This window comes from Micromonospora avicenniae, from assembly GCF_900156065.1.
In the GTDB taxonomy this organism is placed as follows: Bacteria; Actinomycetota; Actinomycetes; order Mycobacteriales; family Micromonosporaceae; genus Micromonospora; species Micromonospora avicenniae.
Genome location: NZ_FTNF01000002.1, coordinates 158,414 through 176,732 on the forward strand (window position 1 = coordinate 158,414; position 18,319 = coordinate 176,732).

Consider the following 18,319-nt stretch of genomic DNA (forward strand, 5'->3'; position numbering starts at 1 on the left):
CCGTCGAGTGACGGACCGCGCGCAGATTGTACGACTCGAACCGGCCGATCAGGCCCCGCTGCTCATCTGCAGACGGAGCCAGAGGCCGAGCCCGACGATGCAGGCGAACCAGACGATGCCCACCAGGACGGTGTAGCGGTCGAGGTTCTTCTCCGCGACGGAGGAACCGGCGAGGCTGGAGCTGACACCCCCGCCGAACATGCTGGACAGCCCACCACCCTTACCTCGGTGCAGCAGAATCAGCATGGTGAGCAGGATGCTCGTGATGATCAGCAACACGATCAACGTGTATGCGAACCAGGTCGGCAGCATGGCTGGGGTCAGTCCTCTCGTAGCGATCCTCGCCCGGACAGGTCGGGCACGGCGGCACCGACCGGCGGACGGGCGGAGTCAAGGATAGCGAGCGATCAGCGAGCGATGTGTTCCGGGAACCGGCAGATCTGCGCGAATTCCTCGGCGTCCAGGCTCGCACCGCCCACCAGCCCCCCGTCCACGTCCGGCTGGGCCATGGTCGCGGCGACGTTCGACGCCTTGACCGAGCCGCCGTAGAGTATCCGGACCTGCTCCGCGGTGCCCCGGTCGTAGAGGTTGGCCAGTCGATCACGGACCGCCCCGCACACCTCCTGAGCGTCCTCCGGTGTCGCCGTCTTGCCGGTGCCGATCGCCCAGACCGGCTCGTACGCCACGACGACCTTGGTGACCTGCTCGGCGCTGACGCCCGCGAGGGCACCCTCGAGCTGCTCCGAGCAGTGCGACACGTGCCGCCCTTGCTCACGCACGTCCAGCCCCTCCCCCACGCAGAGGATCGGGGTCAGCCCGTGGGTCAGCGCCGCCTGCACCTTGGCGTTGCACAGGGCGTCGCTCTCGTAGTGGTGGATCCGCCGCTCGGAGTGCCCGACCACCACGTAGGTGCAGCCGAGCTTGGCCAGCATCGGCCCGGAGATGTCGCCGGTGTACGCGCCCGAGGCGTGCGGCGACAGGTCCTGCGCGCCGTAGCCGATCATCAGCTTGTCGCCCTCCACCGCGGTCTGCACGGTGCGCAGATCGGTGTACGGCGGCAGGATCACCACCTCGACGTCGGTGAGCTGCTTCTCGTTGAGGCTCGCCGCCAACTTCTGCACGAGCAGGTTCGCCTCGAAGTGGTTGAGGTTCATCTTCCAGTTGCCGGCCATCAGCGGCCGGCGAGCGGGGCCCGCCATCAGTTCTCCAGAGCAGCGATGCCGGGGAGGGTCTTGCCCTCCAGGTACTCCAGGGATGCCCCACCACCGGTGGAGATGTGCCCGAACGAGGACTCGTCCAGGCCGAGCGCCCGCACCGCCGCGGCGGAGTCGCCACCGCCGACGACCGTGAACGCCCCGGAACCGGCGATCGCCTCGGCCACGCCCCGCGTGCCGTGGGCGAACGGCGCCATCTCGAACACGCCCATCGGGCCGTTCCAGAAGATCGTCCGTGCGCCCTTGAGGGCGGCGGCGAACCCGGCCACGGTCTCCGGGCCGATGTCCAGACCCAGCCGGTGGCTCGGGATGCCGTCGGCGCGGACCGTGTCGTGCGTGGCGTCCGGCGAGAACGCGTCGGCCGCCACCACGTCGACCGGGAGCAGGATCTTGCCCGGCGCACGCTCAAGGAGGTTGCGGCAGGTCTCGACCATCTCGTCCTCGAGCAGCGAGGTGCCCACCTCGTGGCCCTGGGCCTTGAGGAAGGTGAAGCACATACCGCCGCCGATGAGCAGCCGATCGACCTTCGGCAACAGGGCCTCGATCACCGCCAGCTTGTCGGAGACCTTCGAGCCGCCGAGCACCACCACGTACGGCCGCTCGGGCTCGCCGGTGAGCGTGGAGAGGACCTCCACCTCGCGCAGTACCAGCCGGCCGGCGAAGTGCGGAAGGCGGGCCGGCACGTCGTAGACGCTGGCGTGCTTACGGTGCACCGCGCCGAACGCGTCGTCGACGTACGCCTCGCCGAACCCGGCGAGCTGGTCGGCGAAGGACGCCCGCTCGGCCTCGTCCTTGCTGGTCTCGCCGGCGTTGAAGCGCAGGTTCTCCAGCAGGGCGACCTCACCGTCGCCGAGCGCCTCGACAGTGGAGCGGGCCGAGTCGCCGACGGTGTCGGTGGCGAAGTGCACCGGGACGCCGAGCAGCTCGCCGAGCCGGCCGGCGACCGACCGCAGGCTGAACTGCGGGTCCGGCGCGCCCTTCGGACGGCCCAGGTGCGAGCAGACTGTCACCTTCGCACCGGCCCCGATCAGCGCGCTCAGGGTCGGCAGGACGGCGCGGATACGGCCGTCGTCGGTGATCGCACCGGTCTGCTTGTCGAGCGGGACGTTCAGGTCGGCGCGCACGAGCACGCGCCGACCCGAGACCCCCTCGGCGAGCAGGTCGTCGAGGGTCCGGATGCTCACAGCGAGCTACCGACCAGCTTGACCAGGTCCACCAGGCGGTTCGAGTAGCCCCACTCGTTGTCGTACCAGCCGACGACCTTGACCTGGTTGCCGATCACCTTGGTGAGCGGCGCGTCGAAGATGCAGGACGCCGGGTCGGTGACGATGTCGGTGGAGACGATCGGGTCCTCGTTGTACATGAGGATGCCCTTGAGCGGGCCGTCCGCGGCCGCCTTGAGCGCGGCGTTGACCTCGTCGACCGTGGTCTCGCGACCGACCGTGACGGTCAGGTCGGTGACCGAACCGGTGGGGATCGGCACCCGCAGCGCGTAGCCGTCCAGCTTGCCCTTGAGGTCCGGCAGCACCAGGCCGATCGCCTTCGCGGCACCGGTCGAGGTCGGCACGATGTTCAGGGCGGCGGCCCGGGCCCGGCGCAAGTCCTTGTGCGGCGCGTCCTGCAGGTTCTGGTCCTGCGTGTACGCGTGGATGGTCGTCATCAGACCCTGCTGGATGCCGAACGTGTCGTGCAGCACCTTCGCCATGGGGGCGAGGCAGTTGGTGGTGCAGGAGGCGTTCGAGATGATCGTGTGCTTGGCCGGGTCGTACGTCTCCTGGTTGACGCCCATGACGACCGTGACGTCCTCGTTCTTCGCCGGCGCGGAGATGATGACCTTCTTGGCTCCGCCGTCGATGTGCGCCTTGGCCTTGGTGGCGTCGGTGAAGAAGCCGGTGGACTCGATGACCACGTCGGCGCCGACCTCGCCCCACGGCAGCTTCGCCGGGTCCTTCTCGGCGTACGCCTTGATGGTCTTGCCGCCCACGGTGATCTCGTCGGCGGTCGCCTTGACCTCCTGCGGGAGGCGGCCCAGGATGCTGTCGTACTTGACAAGGTGGGCAAGCGTCGCGTTGTCGGTCAGGTCGTTCACCGCCACGACCTCGACGTCAGCGCCGGACGCCAGCACTGCCCGGAAGAAGTTGCGGCCGATCCGACCGAAGCCGTTGATGCCAACCCGGATGGTCACAGGTCCCATCTCCTCGCGTTCTGGTCCGCCGGCCGCAGACCGTGTCGCCGGCGGAGTGATGTGCGCCGACCGTTGGAGCCGGCCGTTGACAATTCATCTCGGCCACCCCGCCGCGGTCTTTGAGGACCTGACCGCCCGAGGCGGTACGCGCGGCGTGGAGTACCGGTGCCGGCCCCCTTGCCGTACGCTGCGACCCTATCCGAGCGCGTGACAGGGCGCTGCGCGGGGTGGTGACCGGCTCGCGTTCCGGACCCGTCGCACACCACGGCGGAGGGCAGGGCGCGCCCGCCGGCCCGCCCGTCTCCGCTGACCGCCACCGTCCTATCAGACCACGAGCATGTCGGGCGTGACGGCCGCTTCGGTATCCGGGATGCCCAGGTCGCGGGCCCGCTTGTCGGCCAGCGCCAGCAGCCGGCGGATCCGCCCGGCGATGGCGTCCTTCGTCAGCGGCGGGTCGGCGAGCGCGCCGAGCTCCTCCAGCGACGCCTGACGGTGCTCCAGCCGCAGCCGACCGGCCGAGGTGAGGTGGTTCGGGGCGTCGTCGGCGAGGATCTCCAACGCCCGGGTCACCCGCGCCGCGGCGGCCACCGCGGCCCGCGCCGAACGGCGCAGGTTGGCGTCGTCGAAGTTCGCGAGCCGGTTGGCGGTCGCCCGCACCTCGCGGCGGACCCGGCGCTCCTCCCAGGCCAGCACGCTGGAGTGCGCGCCGATCCGGGTGAGCAACGCGGCGATCGCGTCACCGTCCTTGACCACCACCCGGTCCACCCCGCGCACCTCGCGGTTCTTGGCGGTGATGCCGATCCGCCGGGCGGCCCCGACCAGGGCGAGCGCCGACTCGGGACCGGGGCAGGTGATCTCCAGAGCGCTGGAGCGGCCCGGCTCGGTCAGCGAACCGTGCGCCATGAACGCGCCCCGCCAGGCGGAGACGGCGCAGCAGACGTTCGCGGCGACCACGTGCGGTGGCAGGCCACGCACCGGACGGCCCCGGACGTCGAGCAGGCCGGTCTGCCGGGCCAGCGCCTCGCCGTCCTTCACCACCCGGACGATGAAGTGGCTGCCCTTGCGCAGCCCGCCGGAGGCGAGCACGTGGATCTCGCTGGGGTACCCGTAGACCTCGGCGATCTCCCGCCGCAGCCGGCGGGCCACCGCGCCGGTGTCCAGCTCCGCCTCCACCACCACCCGACCGGAGACGATGTGCAGCCCGCCGGCGAAGCGAAGCAGCGCCGCCATCTCCGCCCGCCGACAGCAGGGCTTGGGCACGTCGACCCGACTCAGCTCGTCCTTGACCGCAGCCGTCATCGCCATTGTGCGTCCCCTCACGGACCGGTTCCGGCGTGTCGCCGGAGATTACGTACGTGTCTAACGATCGGCACCCAGGACAGGCACCAGGGCGGCGCCCAGGGCGGCTGGATCATGGCGAGGAGTGCCGTCGGTGACGGCGACGGGGGCGAGGACCAGCCGGGCACCCAGCGATTCTGCCGCACGTTCGACCGGATCGGGGTCACCGACCGCCTTGGCATCGGCCAGGACGTGATCCACCTTCAGTTTGGGCAGGTACCAGCGCAGCGCGGCCAGGTGATCGGCGACCGACAGACCGAGCGTCTCCTTCTCCGCGGCGAGGTTGAGGGTGACCAGCCGGCGGGCCGGGCTGGATACGATCGCCTCGGCCAGCTGCGGTACCAGCAGGTGCGGCAGCACGCTGGTGTACCAGCTGCCCGGGCCGAAGATCAGCCAGTCGGCCGCGCCGATCGCCTCGACGGCCTCGGGGCACGCCTCCGGCTCGGCCGGCGTCAACCGCAGCGACTCCACCCGCCCGGTCGTGATGGCGACCTGGTGCTGGCCGGTGACCGTCCGTACCTCGTCGGGGCGGTCCGGGTCGGCGCCACGGACCCGCGCCTCGATCCCCACCGGCTGGCAGGACATCGGCAGCACCCGGCCCACCGTGCCGAGCATCGCCCCGGCATGCTCCAGCGCGGCGACCGGATCGCCGAGCAGCTCCATCAGCCCGCACAGCACCAGGTTGCCGACCGCGTGTCCGGCCAGCCCGTCAGCCGTGTCCCCTCGGGACACCTCGGTGAAACGGTGTTGGAAGAGCCCCGCGCTGCGCCGGGTGGCCGGGTGGTCGCCGGCCAGCGCGACCAGCGCCTGCCGCAGATCCCCCGGCGGGAGCCCGCCCCGCTCGGCGCGCAGCCGGCCACTGGAGCCGCCGTCGTCGCCCACCGTCACCACGGCCGTGATGTCCAGGTCCAGCTCCGGGGCGCACCGACGCAGCGCCCGCAGCGAGGCGGAGAGGCCGTGGCCACCGCCGAACGCCACCACCCTCGTCGTCATTCCCGCCCCAGGTCACGATGCTGGGCGTTGGCGGCGAGCCCGGACTGGCGCAGCCGCTCGGCCAGCTCCTCGGCGATGGCCACACTGCGGTGCTTGCCGCCCGTGCAGCCGACCGCCACCGTCAGATACCGCTTGCCCTCCCGTTCGAAGCCCGGTGTGGTGGCGTTGACCAGGTCGGCGTACGTGGCCACGAACATGTCCGCCCCCTCCTGACCCAGCACGTACTCGCTGACCGCCTCCTCGCGGCCGGTGTGCTCGCGCAACTCCGGCACCCAGTACGGGTTGGGCAGGAACCGGGCGTCCAGCACGAAATCGGCGTCCGGGGGAAGACCGTACTTGAAGCCGAAGGAGAGCACCGTGACACGCAGCCGGCGCGCGTCCTCGCCACCGAAGAGCTCCTCGATGCGCCGGCGCAGCTGGTTGACGTTGAGGTGGCTGGTGTCGATGATCACGTCAGCCTGGTCGCGGGCCTCCTCCAGAAGGCCACGCTCGACGGCGATTCCGTCGGCGAGCCGCCCGTCGCCCTGCAGCGGGTGCGAACGGCGGACGCTCTCGAACCGGCGGATCAACACCTCGTCGTCCGCGTCGACGAAGACCACCCGGGGCGAGAAGCCCCGATCGCGCAGCTCGCGGATCGCGCCCGCCAGATCGGTCGAGAACGCGCGCGAGCGTACGTCCAGCACCATCGCGGTTCGCCGGGCCGCCCCGCCCGCCTTGAACGCGAGCTCGGCCATGTCGAGCATGAGCGCCTGCGGGAGGTTGTCGACCACGTAGTAGCCGACGTTCTCCAGCGCCCGGGCAACCGTGCTGCGCCCGCCGCCGGACAGCCCGGTGACCACCACGAGGGTGGTGTCCGACTCCGCCGGCGTCGACTGCCCGACGGTTGTCTCCGCCGACGTGTCGTGCCGCCCCTCAGCCGTACGCGCCTCGCTCACCCACTACCCCCAGCCGTGGCGCCGCGACCGGTCGGCCGCGCATGGTTAATCGCCGACTCTAACCGCTGCGACGTCGTCCGGGATTCCGCAGGGTGATGACCGGAACAGCCTGTTGTCCGATTCGCGGCCCCGGCGAACCGGTCGGCCGAGCGGGCCCGACCGTTCCGCCCCGGTCCCGGCGGCACCGGCCCCGACGGCCCGCTCGCCGGAGCCGGATGTCGTCGGGGGCGGCTCGTACACTTCGCGGATGGCCTCCCCCGCCGACCTACGCACCTCGGACGCGTTGCAGGTGCTGCGCCGCGTCTTCGGCTACGACACCTTCCGCGGCTTCCAGCAGGACGTGATCGACCACGTGGTGGCCGGTGGCGACGCGCTGGTGCTGATGCCCACCGGGGGCGGCAAGTCACTCTGCTACCAGATCCCCGCGCTGGTGCGTCCCGGCGTCGGGGTCGTCGTCTCCCCGCTGATCGCGTTGATGCAGGACCAGGTCGACGCGCTGACCGCGCTGGGCGTACGGGCCGGGTTCCTCAACTCGACGCTCGATCTCGACGCCCGCCGCCGGGTCGAGGCGGCCTTCCTCGCCGGCGATCTGGACCTGCTCTACCTGGCGCCGGAGGCCCTCGGCTCCCGGGCGACCGTCCAGCTGCTCGAACGCGGCAAGATCGCGCTGTTCGCGATCGACGAGGCGCACTGCGTCTCCCAGTGGGGGCACGACTTCCGGCCCGACTACCTCGCCCTGTCGATGCTGCACGAGCGGTGGCCGGACGTGCCGCGGATCGCGCTGACCGCCACCGCGACCAGCGCCACCCGCACCGAGATCGCCACCCGCCTGGACCTGACCGGCGCCCGGCACTTCGTGGCGAGCTTCGACCGGCCCAACATCCAGTACCGGATCGTGCCGAAACGGGAACCCCGCAAGCAGCTGCTGAGCCTGCTGCGCGACGAGCACCCGGGCGACGCCGGCATCGTGTACTGCCTCTCCCGCGCCTCGGTGGAGAAGACGGCCGACTTCCTCACCGCCAACGGGATCGCCGCGCTGCCGTACCACGCCGGTCTGGACGCGGCCACCCGCGCCACCCACCAGCAGCGTTTCCTCCGCGAGGAGGGGCTGGTCATGGTCGCCACCATCGCCTTCGGCATGGGCATCGACAAGCCGGACGTCCGCTTCGTCGCGCACCTCGACCTGCCGAAGTCGGTCGAGGGCTACTACCAGGAGACCGGCCGCGCCGGGCGGGACGGACTCCCGTCGACGGCGTGGCTGGCGTACGGGCTGCAGGACGTCGTCCAGCAGCGGAAGCTGATCGAGACTTCGGAGGGCGACCTGGCGCACCGGCGGGGGCTCGCCCGGCACCTCGACGCGATGCTGGCGCTCTGCGAGACCGTCCGCTGCCGCCGCTCGCAGCTGCTGGAGTACTTCGGTGAGCCGGGCACGCCCGACTGCGGCAACTGCGACACCTGCCTGACACCGCCGGAGTCGTGGGACGGCACGATCGCCGCGCAGAAGCTGCTTTCCGCCGTGTTCCGGCTCGACCGGGAACGCAACCAGCGGTTCGGGGCCGGACACTGCATCGACATCCTGCTCGGACGACGCTCCGACAAGGTGACCCAGTTCGGGCACGACTCGCTCACCGTCTTCGGCATCGGTGGCGAGCTGCGGGAGGCCGAGTGGCGCGGGGTGGTCCGGCAGTTGCTCGCCGAGGGCCTGCTCGCGGTCGAGGGCGACTACGGCACGCTGGTGCTCACCGAGACGAGCGCCGAGGTGCTGGGCCGTCGACGGTCGGTGCTGCTGCGACGTGAGCCGGAGCGCCCCGCCCCCACCCGATCAGGGCGGTCCCGTGCGGCCGTCGCCGTCGAGCTGCCGCCGGCCGCCGCGCCGGTCTTCGAACGGCTGCGCGCCTGGCGCGCGGCCGCCGCCAAGGAGCAGGGCGTCCCGGCGTATGTGATCTTCCACGACGCCACGCTGCGGCAGATCGCCACCGACGCCCCCACCTCGTTGGCCGAACTGTCCCAGGTCAGCGGGGTCGGGGAGAACAAGCTCGCGAAGTACGGCGAGCAGATCCTCACGGTCCTCGCCGGCTCGCCGGCCTGACCGGCACGGTCAGTCGGTCGACGACGCCTTCGCGGACTCACCGCCGAGCGCGGTGAGGATCGCCTCGGCCGTACGCCGCCCCACCCCCGGCACCTCGGTGATCTCCTCGACGGTGGCCGCCGAAAGCCGCTTCAGCGAGCCGAAGTGCCGCAACAACGCCTTGCGCCGCACCTCTCCCAGCCCGGGCACCGAGTCCAGCGCCGACTGCGTCATGCGCTTGGAGCGGCGCTGCCGGTGGAAGGTGATGGCGAACCGGTGCGCCTCGTCGCGTACCCGCTGCAGCAGATAGAGAGCTTCGGAGCTGCGTGGCAGGACGACCGGGAACTCGTCGTCGGGCAGCCACACCTCCTCCAGCCGCTTGGCCAACCCGCAGAGCGCGACGTCGTCGATGCCCAGCTCGGCGAGGGCCTGCGCGGCGGCCGCCACCTGCGGCGGGCCGCCGTCGACCACCACCAGCTGCGGCGGGTACGCGAACTTGCGGGGTCGCCCGGTGGTCGGGTCGACCAGTGCGCCGACCCGCGGCTCGTCGACGCCGGCCGAATCGCCCGGCACCTCCAGGTCGTCGGCCGATTCGACGCCCGCCTCGCCGGTCTCGGCGCGGGAGTCGAGGTAGCGGGCGAAGCGACGGCGCAGCACCTCGGACATCGCGGAGAGGTCGTCGGTGGCGCCGCGGATGATGAACCGGCGGTACTCGCTCTTGCGCGGCAGCCCGTCCTCGAAGACGACCATGCTCGCCACCACGTCGGTGCCCTGGATCTGCGAGATGTCGAAGCACTCGATGCGCAACGGTGACGTGCGCATCCCGAGGGCCTCGCTGATCTCGTCGAGCGCCTTGCTCCGGGTGGTCAGGTCGCCGGCGCGGCGCAGCTTGTGCCGGGCCAGCGCGTCCTTGGCGTTGCGCTCCACCGTCTCCATGAGGGCGCGCTTGTCGCCGCGCTGGGGGACCCGCAGCACGACCCGGCTGCCGCGGTGACTGGAGAGCCAGTCGGCCAGCGCGTCGGCGTCGCCGGGCAGCTCGGGAACGAGCAACTCCCGGGGCACGTCGGCCTCGCCGTGCTCGCCGCCGTACACCTGGGTGCAGAAGTGGTGCACCAGGTCGCCGGTGGTGAGTTCCTCGGTCTTCTCCACCACCCAGCCGCGCTGACCCCGGACGCGGCCGTCGCGCACGTGGAAGACCTGGACGGCCGCCTCCAGCGGGTCGTCGGCGAACGCCACCACGTCGGCGTCGGTGCCGTCGCCGAGCACGACAGTCTGCTTCTCCATCGCCCGTCGCAGCGCGGCGATGTCGTCCCGCACCCGCGCGGCCCGCTCGAACTCCAACTGCTCGCTGGCGTCGGCCATCTCGCGTTCGAGCTTGCGCACCATCGTGTCGGTGCGGCCGGCCATGAAGTCGCAGAAGCCGTCGACGATCGCCCGGTGCTGTTCGGCCGAGACGGTGCCCACGCAGGGCGCCGAGCACTTGCCGATGTAGCCGAGCAGACAGGGCCGGCCGACCTGACCGGCACGCTTGAACACGCCGGCGGAGCAGGTGCGGGCCGGGAAGACCCGCAGCAGCAGGTCGAGCGTCTCGCGGATCGCCCAGGCGTGCGAGTATGGCCCGAAGTAGCGCACGCCCTTGCGCTTGGCGCCCCGCATCACCTGCAGCCGCGGGTACTCCTCGTCGAGCGTGACGGCGAGATAGGGGTACGACTTGTCGTCGCGGTAGCGGACGTTGAACCTCGGGTCGTACTGCTTGATCCAGGTGAACTCCTGCTGGAGCGCCTCGACCTCGGTGCCGACCGTGATCCAGTCCACCGACTCCGCGGTGGTCACCATCTGCCGGGTGCGGTCGTGCAGGTTCCAGAGGTCGCCGAAGTAGGAGTTGAGCCGGCTGCGCAGGTTCTTCGCCTTGCCGACGTAGATCACCCGGCCGGTGCCGTCGCGGAAGCGGTAGACCCCCGGCGACTCCGGGATGGTGCCGGGTGCTGGGCGGTAGGTCGAGGGGTCAGCCACGCCAGCAAGCGTAGTCCGCGGCACCGACAGCCCCTCGCCACGCCGCGTCGCGGCCGTCGGCCGCCGGACGCCCGCGGCGCGGCCTGACCCGATGTGTCGGGAGGTCGCGCCGGCAGGCGACCGGCCACCGCCCGCCGGACGGGCGGGCGGCGGGCCGGATCAGGCGAACGAGATCTGGTCGCCGACGACCTTCACCGGCTTGGCCGGAAGCGGCCTGGTCGCCGGACCCGCCTTGACCGAGCCGTCCTCGATCGAGAACTTGCTGCCGTGGCAGGTGCAGTTGATCGTGCCGCCGTCGACGTTCGACACCGGGCAGCCCTGGTGGGTGCAGATCGGGTCGAAGCCCTTGAACTGCCCGGCGGTGGGCTGGGTGATGACGACGCCCTGGGCGGCGAGTACCCGGCCACCGCCGAGCGGGATGTCGGTGGTGGTCGCCAGGGACTGCGAGCCCTGCCGGTTGCCGCCGCCGGCGTCTCCGGTGCTGGGCACGACCGGCCCGCCACTGGTCGGCTGCTGCCCGGTCGCACCGTCACCCGCGTCGTTCCCGCCGCAGGCCGCCAGGACGACGGCCGCTCCGGCCGCACCGGCGCCGGCGAGCAGCGCCCGCCGCGTCTGCGTGCCCGAACGGGTCAGCTCCTGATGGTCACTCATGCCTTGCCCTTCTCTCGGCTGCTGCGGCTCGTCCCGACCCCCGGCGCCACACCTTCTCCACACGTCCGACTGTGCCTGACGGTTCACTCACAGCGTGCCGGAACGCCTGATCGGTCGATCACCCAGCCCACCCCCGGTTCGCAAGCCCCGCTCAGCCGCGCCGTTCCGGCGTTGCGGCGGGATGCGCACGCCTATTGACCGGATCGACCCGTACCGGCGCGGCCGGTAGGTGCCCGGCGTGCTCGACTCGGCTGCCTGGGAGACGCGGCAGCCGGGAGGCGGAGAAGACTCCGACACCACGCCGGGCCGGGCGGGCCCGACACGCCGGCGTGGGACGAGCACGCCGGCGTCGGAGTCGGGAGATGCGCTCGTCACCGAGCCCCGGCGGGCACCTTCCGGCTGCCACGGGCCTTCGCCCCGTTGGCCTTGGCCGCCCGCGAGATCGCCGCCGCGGCACCCTTCGCCTCGCCGTCGAGCTTGAGCACGTGCCGCAGGAACTGCCCGGTGTGGCTCTCGGGGACCTCGGCGACCTCCTCCGGAGTGCCGGTGGCCAGCACCGTGCCGCCCCTGTGCCCGCCCTCCGGGCCCATGTCGATGAGCCAGTCCGCCGTCTTGATCACGTCGAGGTTGTGCTCGATGGTGATCACCGTGTTGCCCTTGTCGACCAGACCCTCGAGCACCATCAGCAGCTTGCGGATGTCCTCGAAGTGCAGGCCGGTGGTGGGCTCGTCGAGCACGTAGACCGTCCGCCCGGTCGAGCGCTTCTGCAGTTCGGAGGCGAGCTTGACGCGCTGCGCCTCACCGCCGGAAAGCGTCGGCGCGGGCTGGCCGAGACGTACGTAGCCGAGTCCGACGTCGACCAGGGTCTTGAGGTGCCGGTGGATGGCCGGGATGGCGGAGAAGAACTCGGCCGCCTCCTCGATCGGCATGTCCAGCACCTCGGCGACGGTCTTGCCCTTGTAGTGCACCTCCAGGGTCTCCCGGTTGTAGCGGGCGCCCTTGCAGACCTCGCAGGGGACGTACACGTCGGGCAGGAAGTTCATCTCGATCTTGATCGTGCCGTCACCCGAGCACGCCTCGCAGCGCCCGCCCTTGACGTTGAACGAGAACCGTCCCGGCCCGTAGCCGCGTACCTTCGCCTCGGGCGTCTCGGCGAAGAGCTTGCGGACGTGGTCCCAGACACCGGTGTAGGTGGCCGGGTTCGACCGGGGCGTGCGACCGATCGGCGACTGGTCGACGCCGACCACCTTGTCGACGTGCTCCAGGCCGGTGACCCGGGTGTGCCGGCCCGGCACCAGCCGGGCCCCGTTGATCTGGTTGGCCAGCACGGCGTGCAGGATGTCGTTGACCAGGGTCGACTTGCCCGAGCCGCTGACCCCGGTGACCGCGATGAGCTGGCCGAGCGGGAAGTTCACGGTGAGGTTGCGCAGGTTGTGCTCGCGGGCGCCGTGCACCACCAACTCCCGGCCGGGGGTCTGCGGCCGGCGTCGCTGCGGCGTCGGGATCGACTTGCGACCGGAGAGGTACGCCCCGGTCACCGACTCCGGGTTCTCCAGCAGCGCGGGGACGGAGCCGCTGTGCACGATCCGCCCGCCGTGCTCACCGGCGCCCGGCCCGATGTCGACGATCCAGTCCGCGGTACGGATCGTGTCCTCGTCGTGCTCGACCACGATCAGCGTGTTGCCCAGCCCACGCAGCCGCACCAGGGTCTCGATCAGCCGGTGGTTGTCGCGCTGGTGCAGCCCGATCGACGGTTCGTCGAGCACGTAGAGGACGCCGACCAGGCCCGACCCGATCTGGGTGGCCAGCCGGATGCGCTGGGCCTCGCCGCCGGAGAGGGTGCCGGCCGGGCGGTCCAGGGAGAGGTAGTCCAGGCCGACGTCGAGCAGGAACCGCAGCCGAGCGTTGATCTCCTTGAGGACCCGCTCGGCGATCATCTTCTGCCGGTCGGTGAGCTCGATGCCGGCGAGCAGGTCGGCGCACTCCCCCACCGACAGGTTGCAGACCTCGGCGATGCTCTTGCCGGCGATGGTGACCGCCAGAACCTCGGGCTTGAGCCGCGCGCCGCCGCAGGCCGCGCAGGGCACGTCGCGCATGTAGCCCTCGTACTTGTCGCGCGACCACTCCGACTCGGTGTCGTTGTGCCGGCGCTCGATCCACTGCACCACACCCTCGAAGCCGGTGTAGTAGGAGCGCTCGCGCCCGTACTTGTTGCGGTAGCGGACGTGCACCTGGTCGTCGGAGCCGTGCAGGATCGTCTTCTGCGCCCGCGACGGCAGCGCCCGCCACGGCGTGTCGACGTCGAAGTGCTCGGCCTGACCGAGCGCCTCCAGCAGGCGCAGGAAGTATTCCAGGTTGTGCCCGGTGGACCAGGGCTGGATCGCGCCCTCGCGCAGGGTGCGCTCCGGGTCGGGGACGACCAGCTCGGGGTCGACCTCCTTCTTGGTGCCGAGACCGGTGCACTCGGGGCAGGCGCCGTAGGGCGCGTTGAAGGAGAAGACCCGCGGCTCCAGGTCCTCGATGGCGAGCGGGTGATCGTTGGGGCAGGCCAGGTGCTCGGAGTAGCGCCGCTCCCGGTCGGGATCGTCCTCCGGCAGGTCGACGAAGTCGAGCAGCACCAGACCGCCGGAGAGGCCGAGCGCGGCCTCGACCGAGTCGGTCAGCCGCTGCTTGGCGCTCGCCTTGACGGTGAGCCGGTCGATCACGACCTCGATGGTGTGCTTCTCCTGCTTCTTGAGCTTCGGCGGCTCGGTGAGCGGGTGCACCACACCGTCGACCCGGGCCCGGGCGTAGCCCTTGGCCTGGAGCTCGGTGAAGAGGTCGACGTACTCGCCCTTGCGTCCCCGCACCACCGGGGCGAGCACCATGAACCGGGTGCCCTCGGGCATGGCCAGCACCCGGTCGACGATCTGCTGGGGGCTCTGCTTCGAGATCCGCTCGCCGCAGACCGGGCAGTGCGGCTCGCCGACGCGGGCGAAGAGCAGCCGGAGGTAGTCGTAGACCTCGGTGATCGTGCCGACGGTGGAGCGCGGGTTGCGCGAGGTCGACTTCTGGTCGATCGAGACGGCCGGGCTCAGCCCCTCGATGAAGTCGACGTCGGGCTTGTCCATCTGGCCGAGGAACTGCCGGGCGTACGACGAGAGCGACTCGACGTAGCGGCGCTGCCCCTCGGCGAAGATCGTGTCGAAGGCCAGGCTCGACTTGCCCGATCCGGAGAGCCCGGTGAACACGATCAGGGCGTCCCGGGGCAGGTCGAGACTGACGTCACGCAGGTTGTGCTCGCGCGCGCCACGGATGATCAGTCGGTCGGCCACGGTACGTGTACTCCCGGGTGAAGAAGATGAGGCGGATCTGTCCGCTCGGAGGCGGTTCTGAGCGGTTGTCTGGGCGCAGAAGAACGCCTCGGCAACTCTAGCCCCGAGGTACGACAATTCTCCGCGCCCGCACATTCCCCCAGGTCAGACCGGTCCGCCGCACGGCGGGGCGGAGCGTGCCAGGTGATGCGACGGCCGGGCCGGCAGGAGGCGCCTGGCACGGACTGCCAGGCCCGCCCGTCGAGGAGGTCAGTAGCCGCCCGGCGCGGGTGGCCGGGCCGGGCGGCTCGCCCGCCGGCGGGCGCCCCGCCAGCCGCCGCGACGCTCCGCGGCGACCCGCGCCTCGCGCCGCCGCGTCTCGAAGGCCACCTCCCGCTGCAGCCGGCGCCAACTCTCCCAACGTCGGGCGGTCAGCTCACCGTTCTCCAGCGCGTCCCGCACCGCGCAGGCCGGCTCACCGTCGTGCGCGCAGTCGGCGTACCGGCAGTCGAGGGCGAGCTCCGCGATGTCGGCGAAGGCCCGGTCCAGGCCCGCCGAGCCGTCCAGCAGGCCGACCGCCCGTACGCCCGGGGTGTCGATCACCGCACCCCCGCCCGGCACCGCCACCAGCGCGCGCCACGTGGTGGTGTGCCGGCCCTTCCCGTCGACCCGGCGGATCGCCTGCGTGGGCATGACCACGGTGCCGGCCAGCGCGTTGACCAGGCTCGACTTGCCCGCGCCGGACGGGCCGAGCAGGCCCAGCGTCCGGCCGGGGGCGACCTGCGCCCGCAGTGGGTCGAGGCCCGTACCGTGCTCGGCGCTGATGGGCAGCACCGGCACGCCGGGCGCCACCGCGGCGAGTTGACGGGCGATCGCGTCCGGGTCGGCGGCCAGGTCGGCCTTGGTGAGCACGACGAGTGGCCGGGCGCCGGACTCGTGGACGAGCGAGAGCAGCCGCTCGATGCGTCCGGTGTCCGGTTCGGGGTGCACCGGCTCGACCACCGCCGCGGCGTCGAGGTTGGCGGCGAGCACCTGCCCGCTGGCGTCCTTGCCGGCGGTGCGACGCACCAGGGCGGTACGTCGGGGAAGCACTGTCTCGACGGTGCGGCGCCCGTCCGGCCAGGTGCCGACCAGCACCCAGTCACCCGCGCAGGGCAAGTTGGTCAGGTCACGGGCGGCGGCGGCGAGCAGGGTGCCGCCCACGCTGGCGCGGACCGGCCCGTCCGCGCAGAGCACGGTGCACACGCCCCGGTCGACCCGGGCCACCCGGCCCGGCTGGTGACCGCTGCGCCGGCGCGCCTGGGCCGCCCAGTCGGCGTCCCAGCCGAGGGCGGTCAATTCGATCTTCATGGCATCCTCATCGGTTTCGTAGGTGATGGCGGGACACGCGTGCCAGGACCGGCATGAGCCGTCACCTCCTCCCGATCGATCCGGTGCCGCGTCGTCGCCAAAGACGGTAGGGGGCGCGGCGACGCGCCGAAAGCCATTTCCCCGCCGATGCGGTACCGCGATACCGCTAGGGTCGGAGCGTGACCACGGACCCGCTGCTGCTGACCGGCGAGGTGCAGGCCGCGACCGCACGGCTGCTGGGTACCGCCGCCGTCCTCGACGAGGTCGGCCTGGCCTCGGCGTCGCTGCTGCCCGGCTGGAGCCGTGGGCACGTCCTGGCGCATCTGGCCCGCAACGCCGACGGGTTCGTGAACCTGCTCACCGCCGCCCGCACCGGCGAACCCCGACCGATGTACGCCTCGCCCGCCACCCGGGCCGGGGACATCGAGGCCGGCGCCGCGCGAACGGCCGACGCCCACCTGGACGACCTGCGCCGTTCGGCTGACCGGTTCGGCGATGCCGTGGCCGCGATGCCCGCCGAGGCGTGGACCGCCACCGTCACCACCCCGGGCGGGCCGAGAGTCGCCGCGGAGCTGGTCTGGTGCCGGCTGCGCGAGCTGGAGGTGCACCACCTGGACCTGGCCGCCGGGCACCGCCCCGCCGACTGGCCCGAAGGCTTCGCCCACCGGCTGCTGCACGAGGTCGCCACCGACCTGGCCGGCCGGCCGGACGTGCCGGCCATGGTGCTGCGCTTCGACGGGACCCGGCATGAACTGGTGATCGGCGCGCGCGACGGCGCCCCGGTCGTCACCGGCCCCGCCCCCGACCTCGCCGCCTGGCTGATCGGCCGGGGCGGCGCGGATCTGCTCACCATCGCCCCCGAAGGCCCCGTGCCGAACCCACCGGAATGGATGTAGACACCACATGACCTACAGCGGAGAGGTGCTCCCCGGCGGCGAGCCGGCGGTACGCGAACTCGACCGGCTCACCATCAGCAAGCTGTCGGTTGGGCCGATGGACAACAACGCGTACCTGCTGACCTGCCGCGCCACCGGCGAGCAGGTGCTGATCGACGCGGCGAACGAGGCGCCCCGGTTGCTGGAGCTGATCGGTGACCGCGATCTCACCGCCGTGGTCACCACCCACCAGCACATGGACCACTGGGTGGCGCTGGAGGAGGTCGTGGCCAAGACCGGCGCCCGGGCTCTGGTGCACGCCGACGACGCGGCCGGCCTGCCGATCGAGGCGGAGACGCTCACCGACGGGGACACCGTACGCGTCGGCGACTGCGCCCTGGAGGTCATCCACCTGCGCGGGCACACACCGGGTTCCGTCGCGCTGCTCTACCGCGACCCGGCCGGTGTGCCGCACCTGTTCACCGGGGACAGCCTCTTCCCAGGCGGAGTGGGAAACACCGACAAGGACCCGGAGCGGTTCGCCGCTCTGATCGGCGACGTCGAACACAAGCTCTTCGACCGGCTGCCGGACGAGACCTGGTTCTATCCGGGGCACGGCAAGGACAGCACGCTCGGTGCGGAGCGGCCGGCGCTGCCCCAGTGGCGTGCCCGCGGCTGGTGACCGACGTCAGGCGGCGTGCTCCTCGGCGGTGACGGCACGCAGCCGGCGCCGGGTGCCGAGCAGCACCACCCCGGCGAGCGCCAGCCCGATCGCCATCGTCACCAGCATCGGGCTGGACTCGCCGGGCAGCAGGCCGGCCAGGGACCGGGACGCGGTGCCGAGCACCAGGTAGAGCCCGGCCCAGGAGGCGGCACCGATGGTGGCGCAGCCGATGAACCGCGGGTACGACATCCGCAGCCCACCGGCGGCCAGCGGCAGCAACGCGTTGAACACCGGCAGGAACGGCGCGACCAGCACCATCCGGCCACCGCCGCGGCGCAGTACCCCCTCGGCCGCCGACCACCGCGACTCACCGATCCAGCCACCGACCCGGCTGTTGCGCAACCGGTCGCCGTAGCGCCGGCCAGCCAGGAAGCTCAGCGACCAGCCGGCCACGCAGCCGCCGACCACGGCGGCGAAGGTGGCCAGCCCGGTGGCGGGCCGACCCACCCCCACCGCGGCGAGAATGGCCACGTCACCAGGAACCAGCACCCCGAGCAGCGGTACGGCGTCGAAGAGCATGACCACTCCGAGGACTCCCACCAGCAGCACGGTGGGTAACTCTCCGACCTGCGCCAACCACTCCGCCATGACCCGTACGCTATGGCCGGCCGGCAACCCGCCACATCCGGCTGGATCCCCCAACCGACCCTGACTCCGGCTCGGGGTGGCCCCTGATCTGG

At 71.9% G+C, this 18,319-nt stretch carries 15 protein-coding genes; 3 read left to right on the forward strand and 12 right to left on the reverse strand.

What is annotated here, in order from left to right:
* Positions 1-48: 48 nt before the first annotated feature.
* The 7 genes from secG to rapZ form a co-directional block, all read right to left on the reverse strand.
* Positions 49-309: a preprotein translocase subunit SecG gene (secG, locus tag BXA10_RS04035; protein ID WP_076468253.1), complete on the reverse strand. Its 261-nt coding sequence runs from the start codon at positions 307-309 to the stop codon at positions 49-51.
* 98 nt (positions 310-407) lie between these two features.
* Entirely contained in the window at positions 408-1,199 is a 792-nt protein-coding gene (tpiA, locus tag BXA10_RS04040; protein WP_076467657.1) for a triose-phosphate isomerase, read from the reverse strand.
* On the reverse strand, positions 1,199-2,398 hold the full coding sequence (locus tag BXA10_RS04045; protein WP_076467659.1) for a phosphoglycerate kinase: 1,200 nt from the start codon (positions 2,396-2,398) through the stop codon (positions 1,199-1,201). Before BXA10_RS04045 ends, tpiA begins: the two co-directional genes overlap by 1 nt.
* Positions 2,395-3,399: a type I glyceraldehyde-3-phosphate dehydrogenase gene (gene gap, locus BXA10_RS04050; RefSeq protein ID WP_076467660.1), complete on the reverse strand. Its 1,005-nt coding sequence runs from the start codon at positions 3,397-3,399 to the stop codon at positions 2,395-2,397. The genes BXA10_RS04045 and gap overlap by 4 nt, the downstream gene beginning before the upstream one ends.
* A gap of 324 nt (positions 3,400-3,723) precedes the next feature.
* Entirely contained in the window at positions 3,724-4,704 is a 981-nt protein-coding gene (whiA, locus tag BXA10_RS04055) for a DNA-binding protein WhiA (protein ID WP_076467662.1), read from the reverse strand.
* A gap of 54 nt (positions 4,705-4,758) precedes the next feature.
* A complete protein-coding gene (locus BXA10_RS04060; protein WP_076467664.1) occupies positions 4,759-5,730 on the reverse strand; it encodes a gluconeogenesis factor YvcK family protein in 972 nt (323 codons plus the stop codon).
* Positions 5,727-6,572: an RNase adapter RapZ gene (rapZ, locus tag BXA10_RS04065; RefSeq protein WP_076468255.1), complete on the reverse strand. Its 846-nt coding sequence runs from the start codon at positions 6,570-6,572 to the stop codon at positions 5,727-5,729. Before rapZ ends, BXA10_RS04060 begins: the two co-directional genes overlap by 4 nt.
* 340 nt (positions 6,573-6,912) lie before the next feature.
* Between rapZ and recQ the strand changes: the two genes are divergently transcribed.
* The gene (gene recQ / locus BXA10_RS04070; RefSeq protein WP_076467666.1) at positions 6,913-8,754 is read left to right on the forward strand and encodes a DNA helicase RecQ; all 1,842 of its coding nucleotides are present in this window, start codon (positions 6,913-6,915) and stop codon (positions 8,752-8,754) included.
* A gap of 9 nt (positions 8,755-8,763) precedes the next feature.
* Here the strand turns inward: recQ and uvrC are convergent, their stop codons facing one another.
* The 4 genes from uvrC to rsgA form a co-directional block, all read right to left on the reverse strand.
* Positions 8,764-10,746: an excinuclease ABC subunit UvrC gene (uvrC, locus tag BXA10_RS04075; RefSeq protein ID WP_076467668.1), complete on the reverse strand. Its 1,983-nt coding sequence runs from the start codon at positions 10,744-10,746 to the stop codon at positions 8,764-8,766.
* Between the two features lie 159 nt (positions 10,747-10,905).
* A complete protein-coding gene (locus BXA10_RS04080; protein WP_076467670.1) occupies positions 10,906-11,397 on the reverse strand; it encodes a Rieske (2Fe-2S) protein in 492 nt (163 codons plus the stop codon).
* Positions 11,398-11,768: 371 nt separating this feature from the next.
* Positions 11,769-14,711, reverse strand: a complete 2,943-nt coding sequence (gene uvrA, locus BXA10_RS04085) for an excinuclease ABC subunit UvrA (RefSeq protein ID WP_076467672.1) — start codon at positions 14,709-14,711, stop codon at positions 11,769-11,771.
* Between the two features lie 249 nt (positions 14,712-14,960).
* Positions 14,961-16,040, reverse strand: a complete 1,080-nt coding sequence (gene rsgA, locus BXA10_RS04090; RefSeq protein WP_076467674.1) for a ribosome small subunit-dependent GTPase A — start codon at positions 16,038-16,040, stop codon at positions 14,961-14,963.
* Positions 16,041-16,219: 179 nt separating this feature from the next.
* On the opposite strand from rsgA, the gene BXA10_RS04095 reads away from it, so the two are divergent.
* Entirely contained in the window at positions 16,220-16,936 is a 717-nt protein-coding gene (locus BXA10_RS04095) for a maleylpyruvate isomerase family mycothiol-dependent enzyme (RefSeq protein WP_076467676.1), read from the forward strand.
* Positions 16,937-16,943: 7 nt separating this feature from the next.
* Positions 16,944-17,597: an MBL fold metallo-hydrolase gene (locus BXA10_RS04100; protein ID WP_076467677.1), complete on the forward strand. Its 654-nt coding sequence runs from the start codon at positions 16,944-16,946 to the stop codon at positions 17,595-17,597.
* Between the two features lie 6 nt (positions 17,598-17,603).
* Here the strand turns inward: BXA10_RS04100 and BXA10_RS04105 are convergent, their stop codons facing one another.
* A complete protein-coding gene (locus BXA10_RS04105; protein ID WP_076467679.1) occupies positions 17,604-18,227 on the reverse strand; it encodes a DedA family protein in 624 nt (207 codons plus the stop codon).
* Positions 18,228-18,319 lie beyond the last annotated feature (92 nt).

Bases quoted from the DNA above. Each gene is read 5' to 3' on its own strand.
- tpiA (WP_076467657.1), bottom strand. From the start codon at position 1,199: ATGGCGGGCCCCGCTCGCCGGCCGCTGATGGCCGGCAACTGGAAGATG.
- whiA (WP_076467662.1), bottom strand. From the start codon at position 4,704: ATGGCGATGACGGCTGCGGTCAAGGACGAGCTGAGTCGGGTCGACGTG.
- BXA10_RS04060 (WP_076467664.1), bottom strand. From the start codon at position 5,730: ATGACGACGAGGGTGGTGGCGTTCGGCGGTGGCCACGGCCTCTCCGCC.
- recQ (WP_076467666.1), top strand. From the start codon at position 6,913: ATGGCCTCCCCCGCCGACCTACGCACCTCGGACGCGTTGCAGGTGCTG.
- BXA10_RS04080 (WP_076467670.1), bottom strand. From the start codon at position 11,397: ATGAGTGACCATCAGGAGCTGACCCGTTCGGGCACGCAGACGCGGCGG.
- rsgA (WP_076467674.1), bottom strand. From the start codon at position 16,040: ATGAAGATCGAATTGACCGCCCTCGGCTGGGACGCCGACTGGGCGGCC.
- BXA10_RS04100 (WP_076467677.1), top strand. From the start codon at position 16,944: ATGACCTACAGCGGAGAGGTGCTCCCCGGCGGCGAGCCGGCGGTACGC.
- BXA10_RS04105 (WP_076467679.1), bottom strand. From the start codon at position 18,227: ATGGCGGAGTGGTTGGCGCAGGTCGGAGAGTTACCCACCGTGCTGCTG.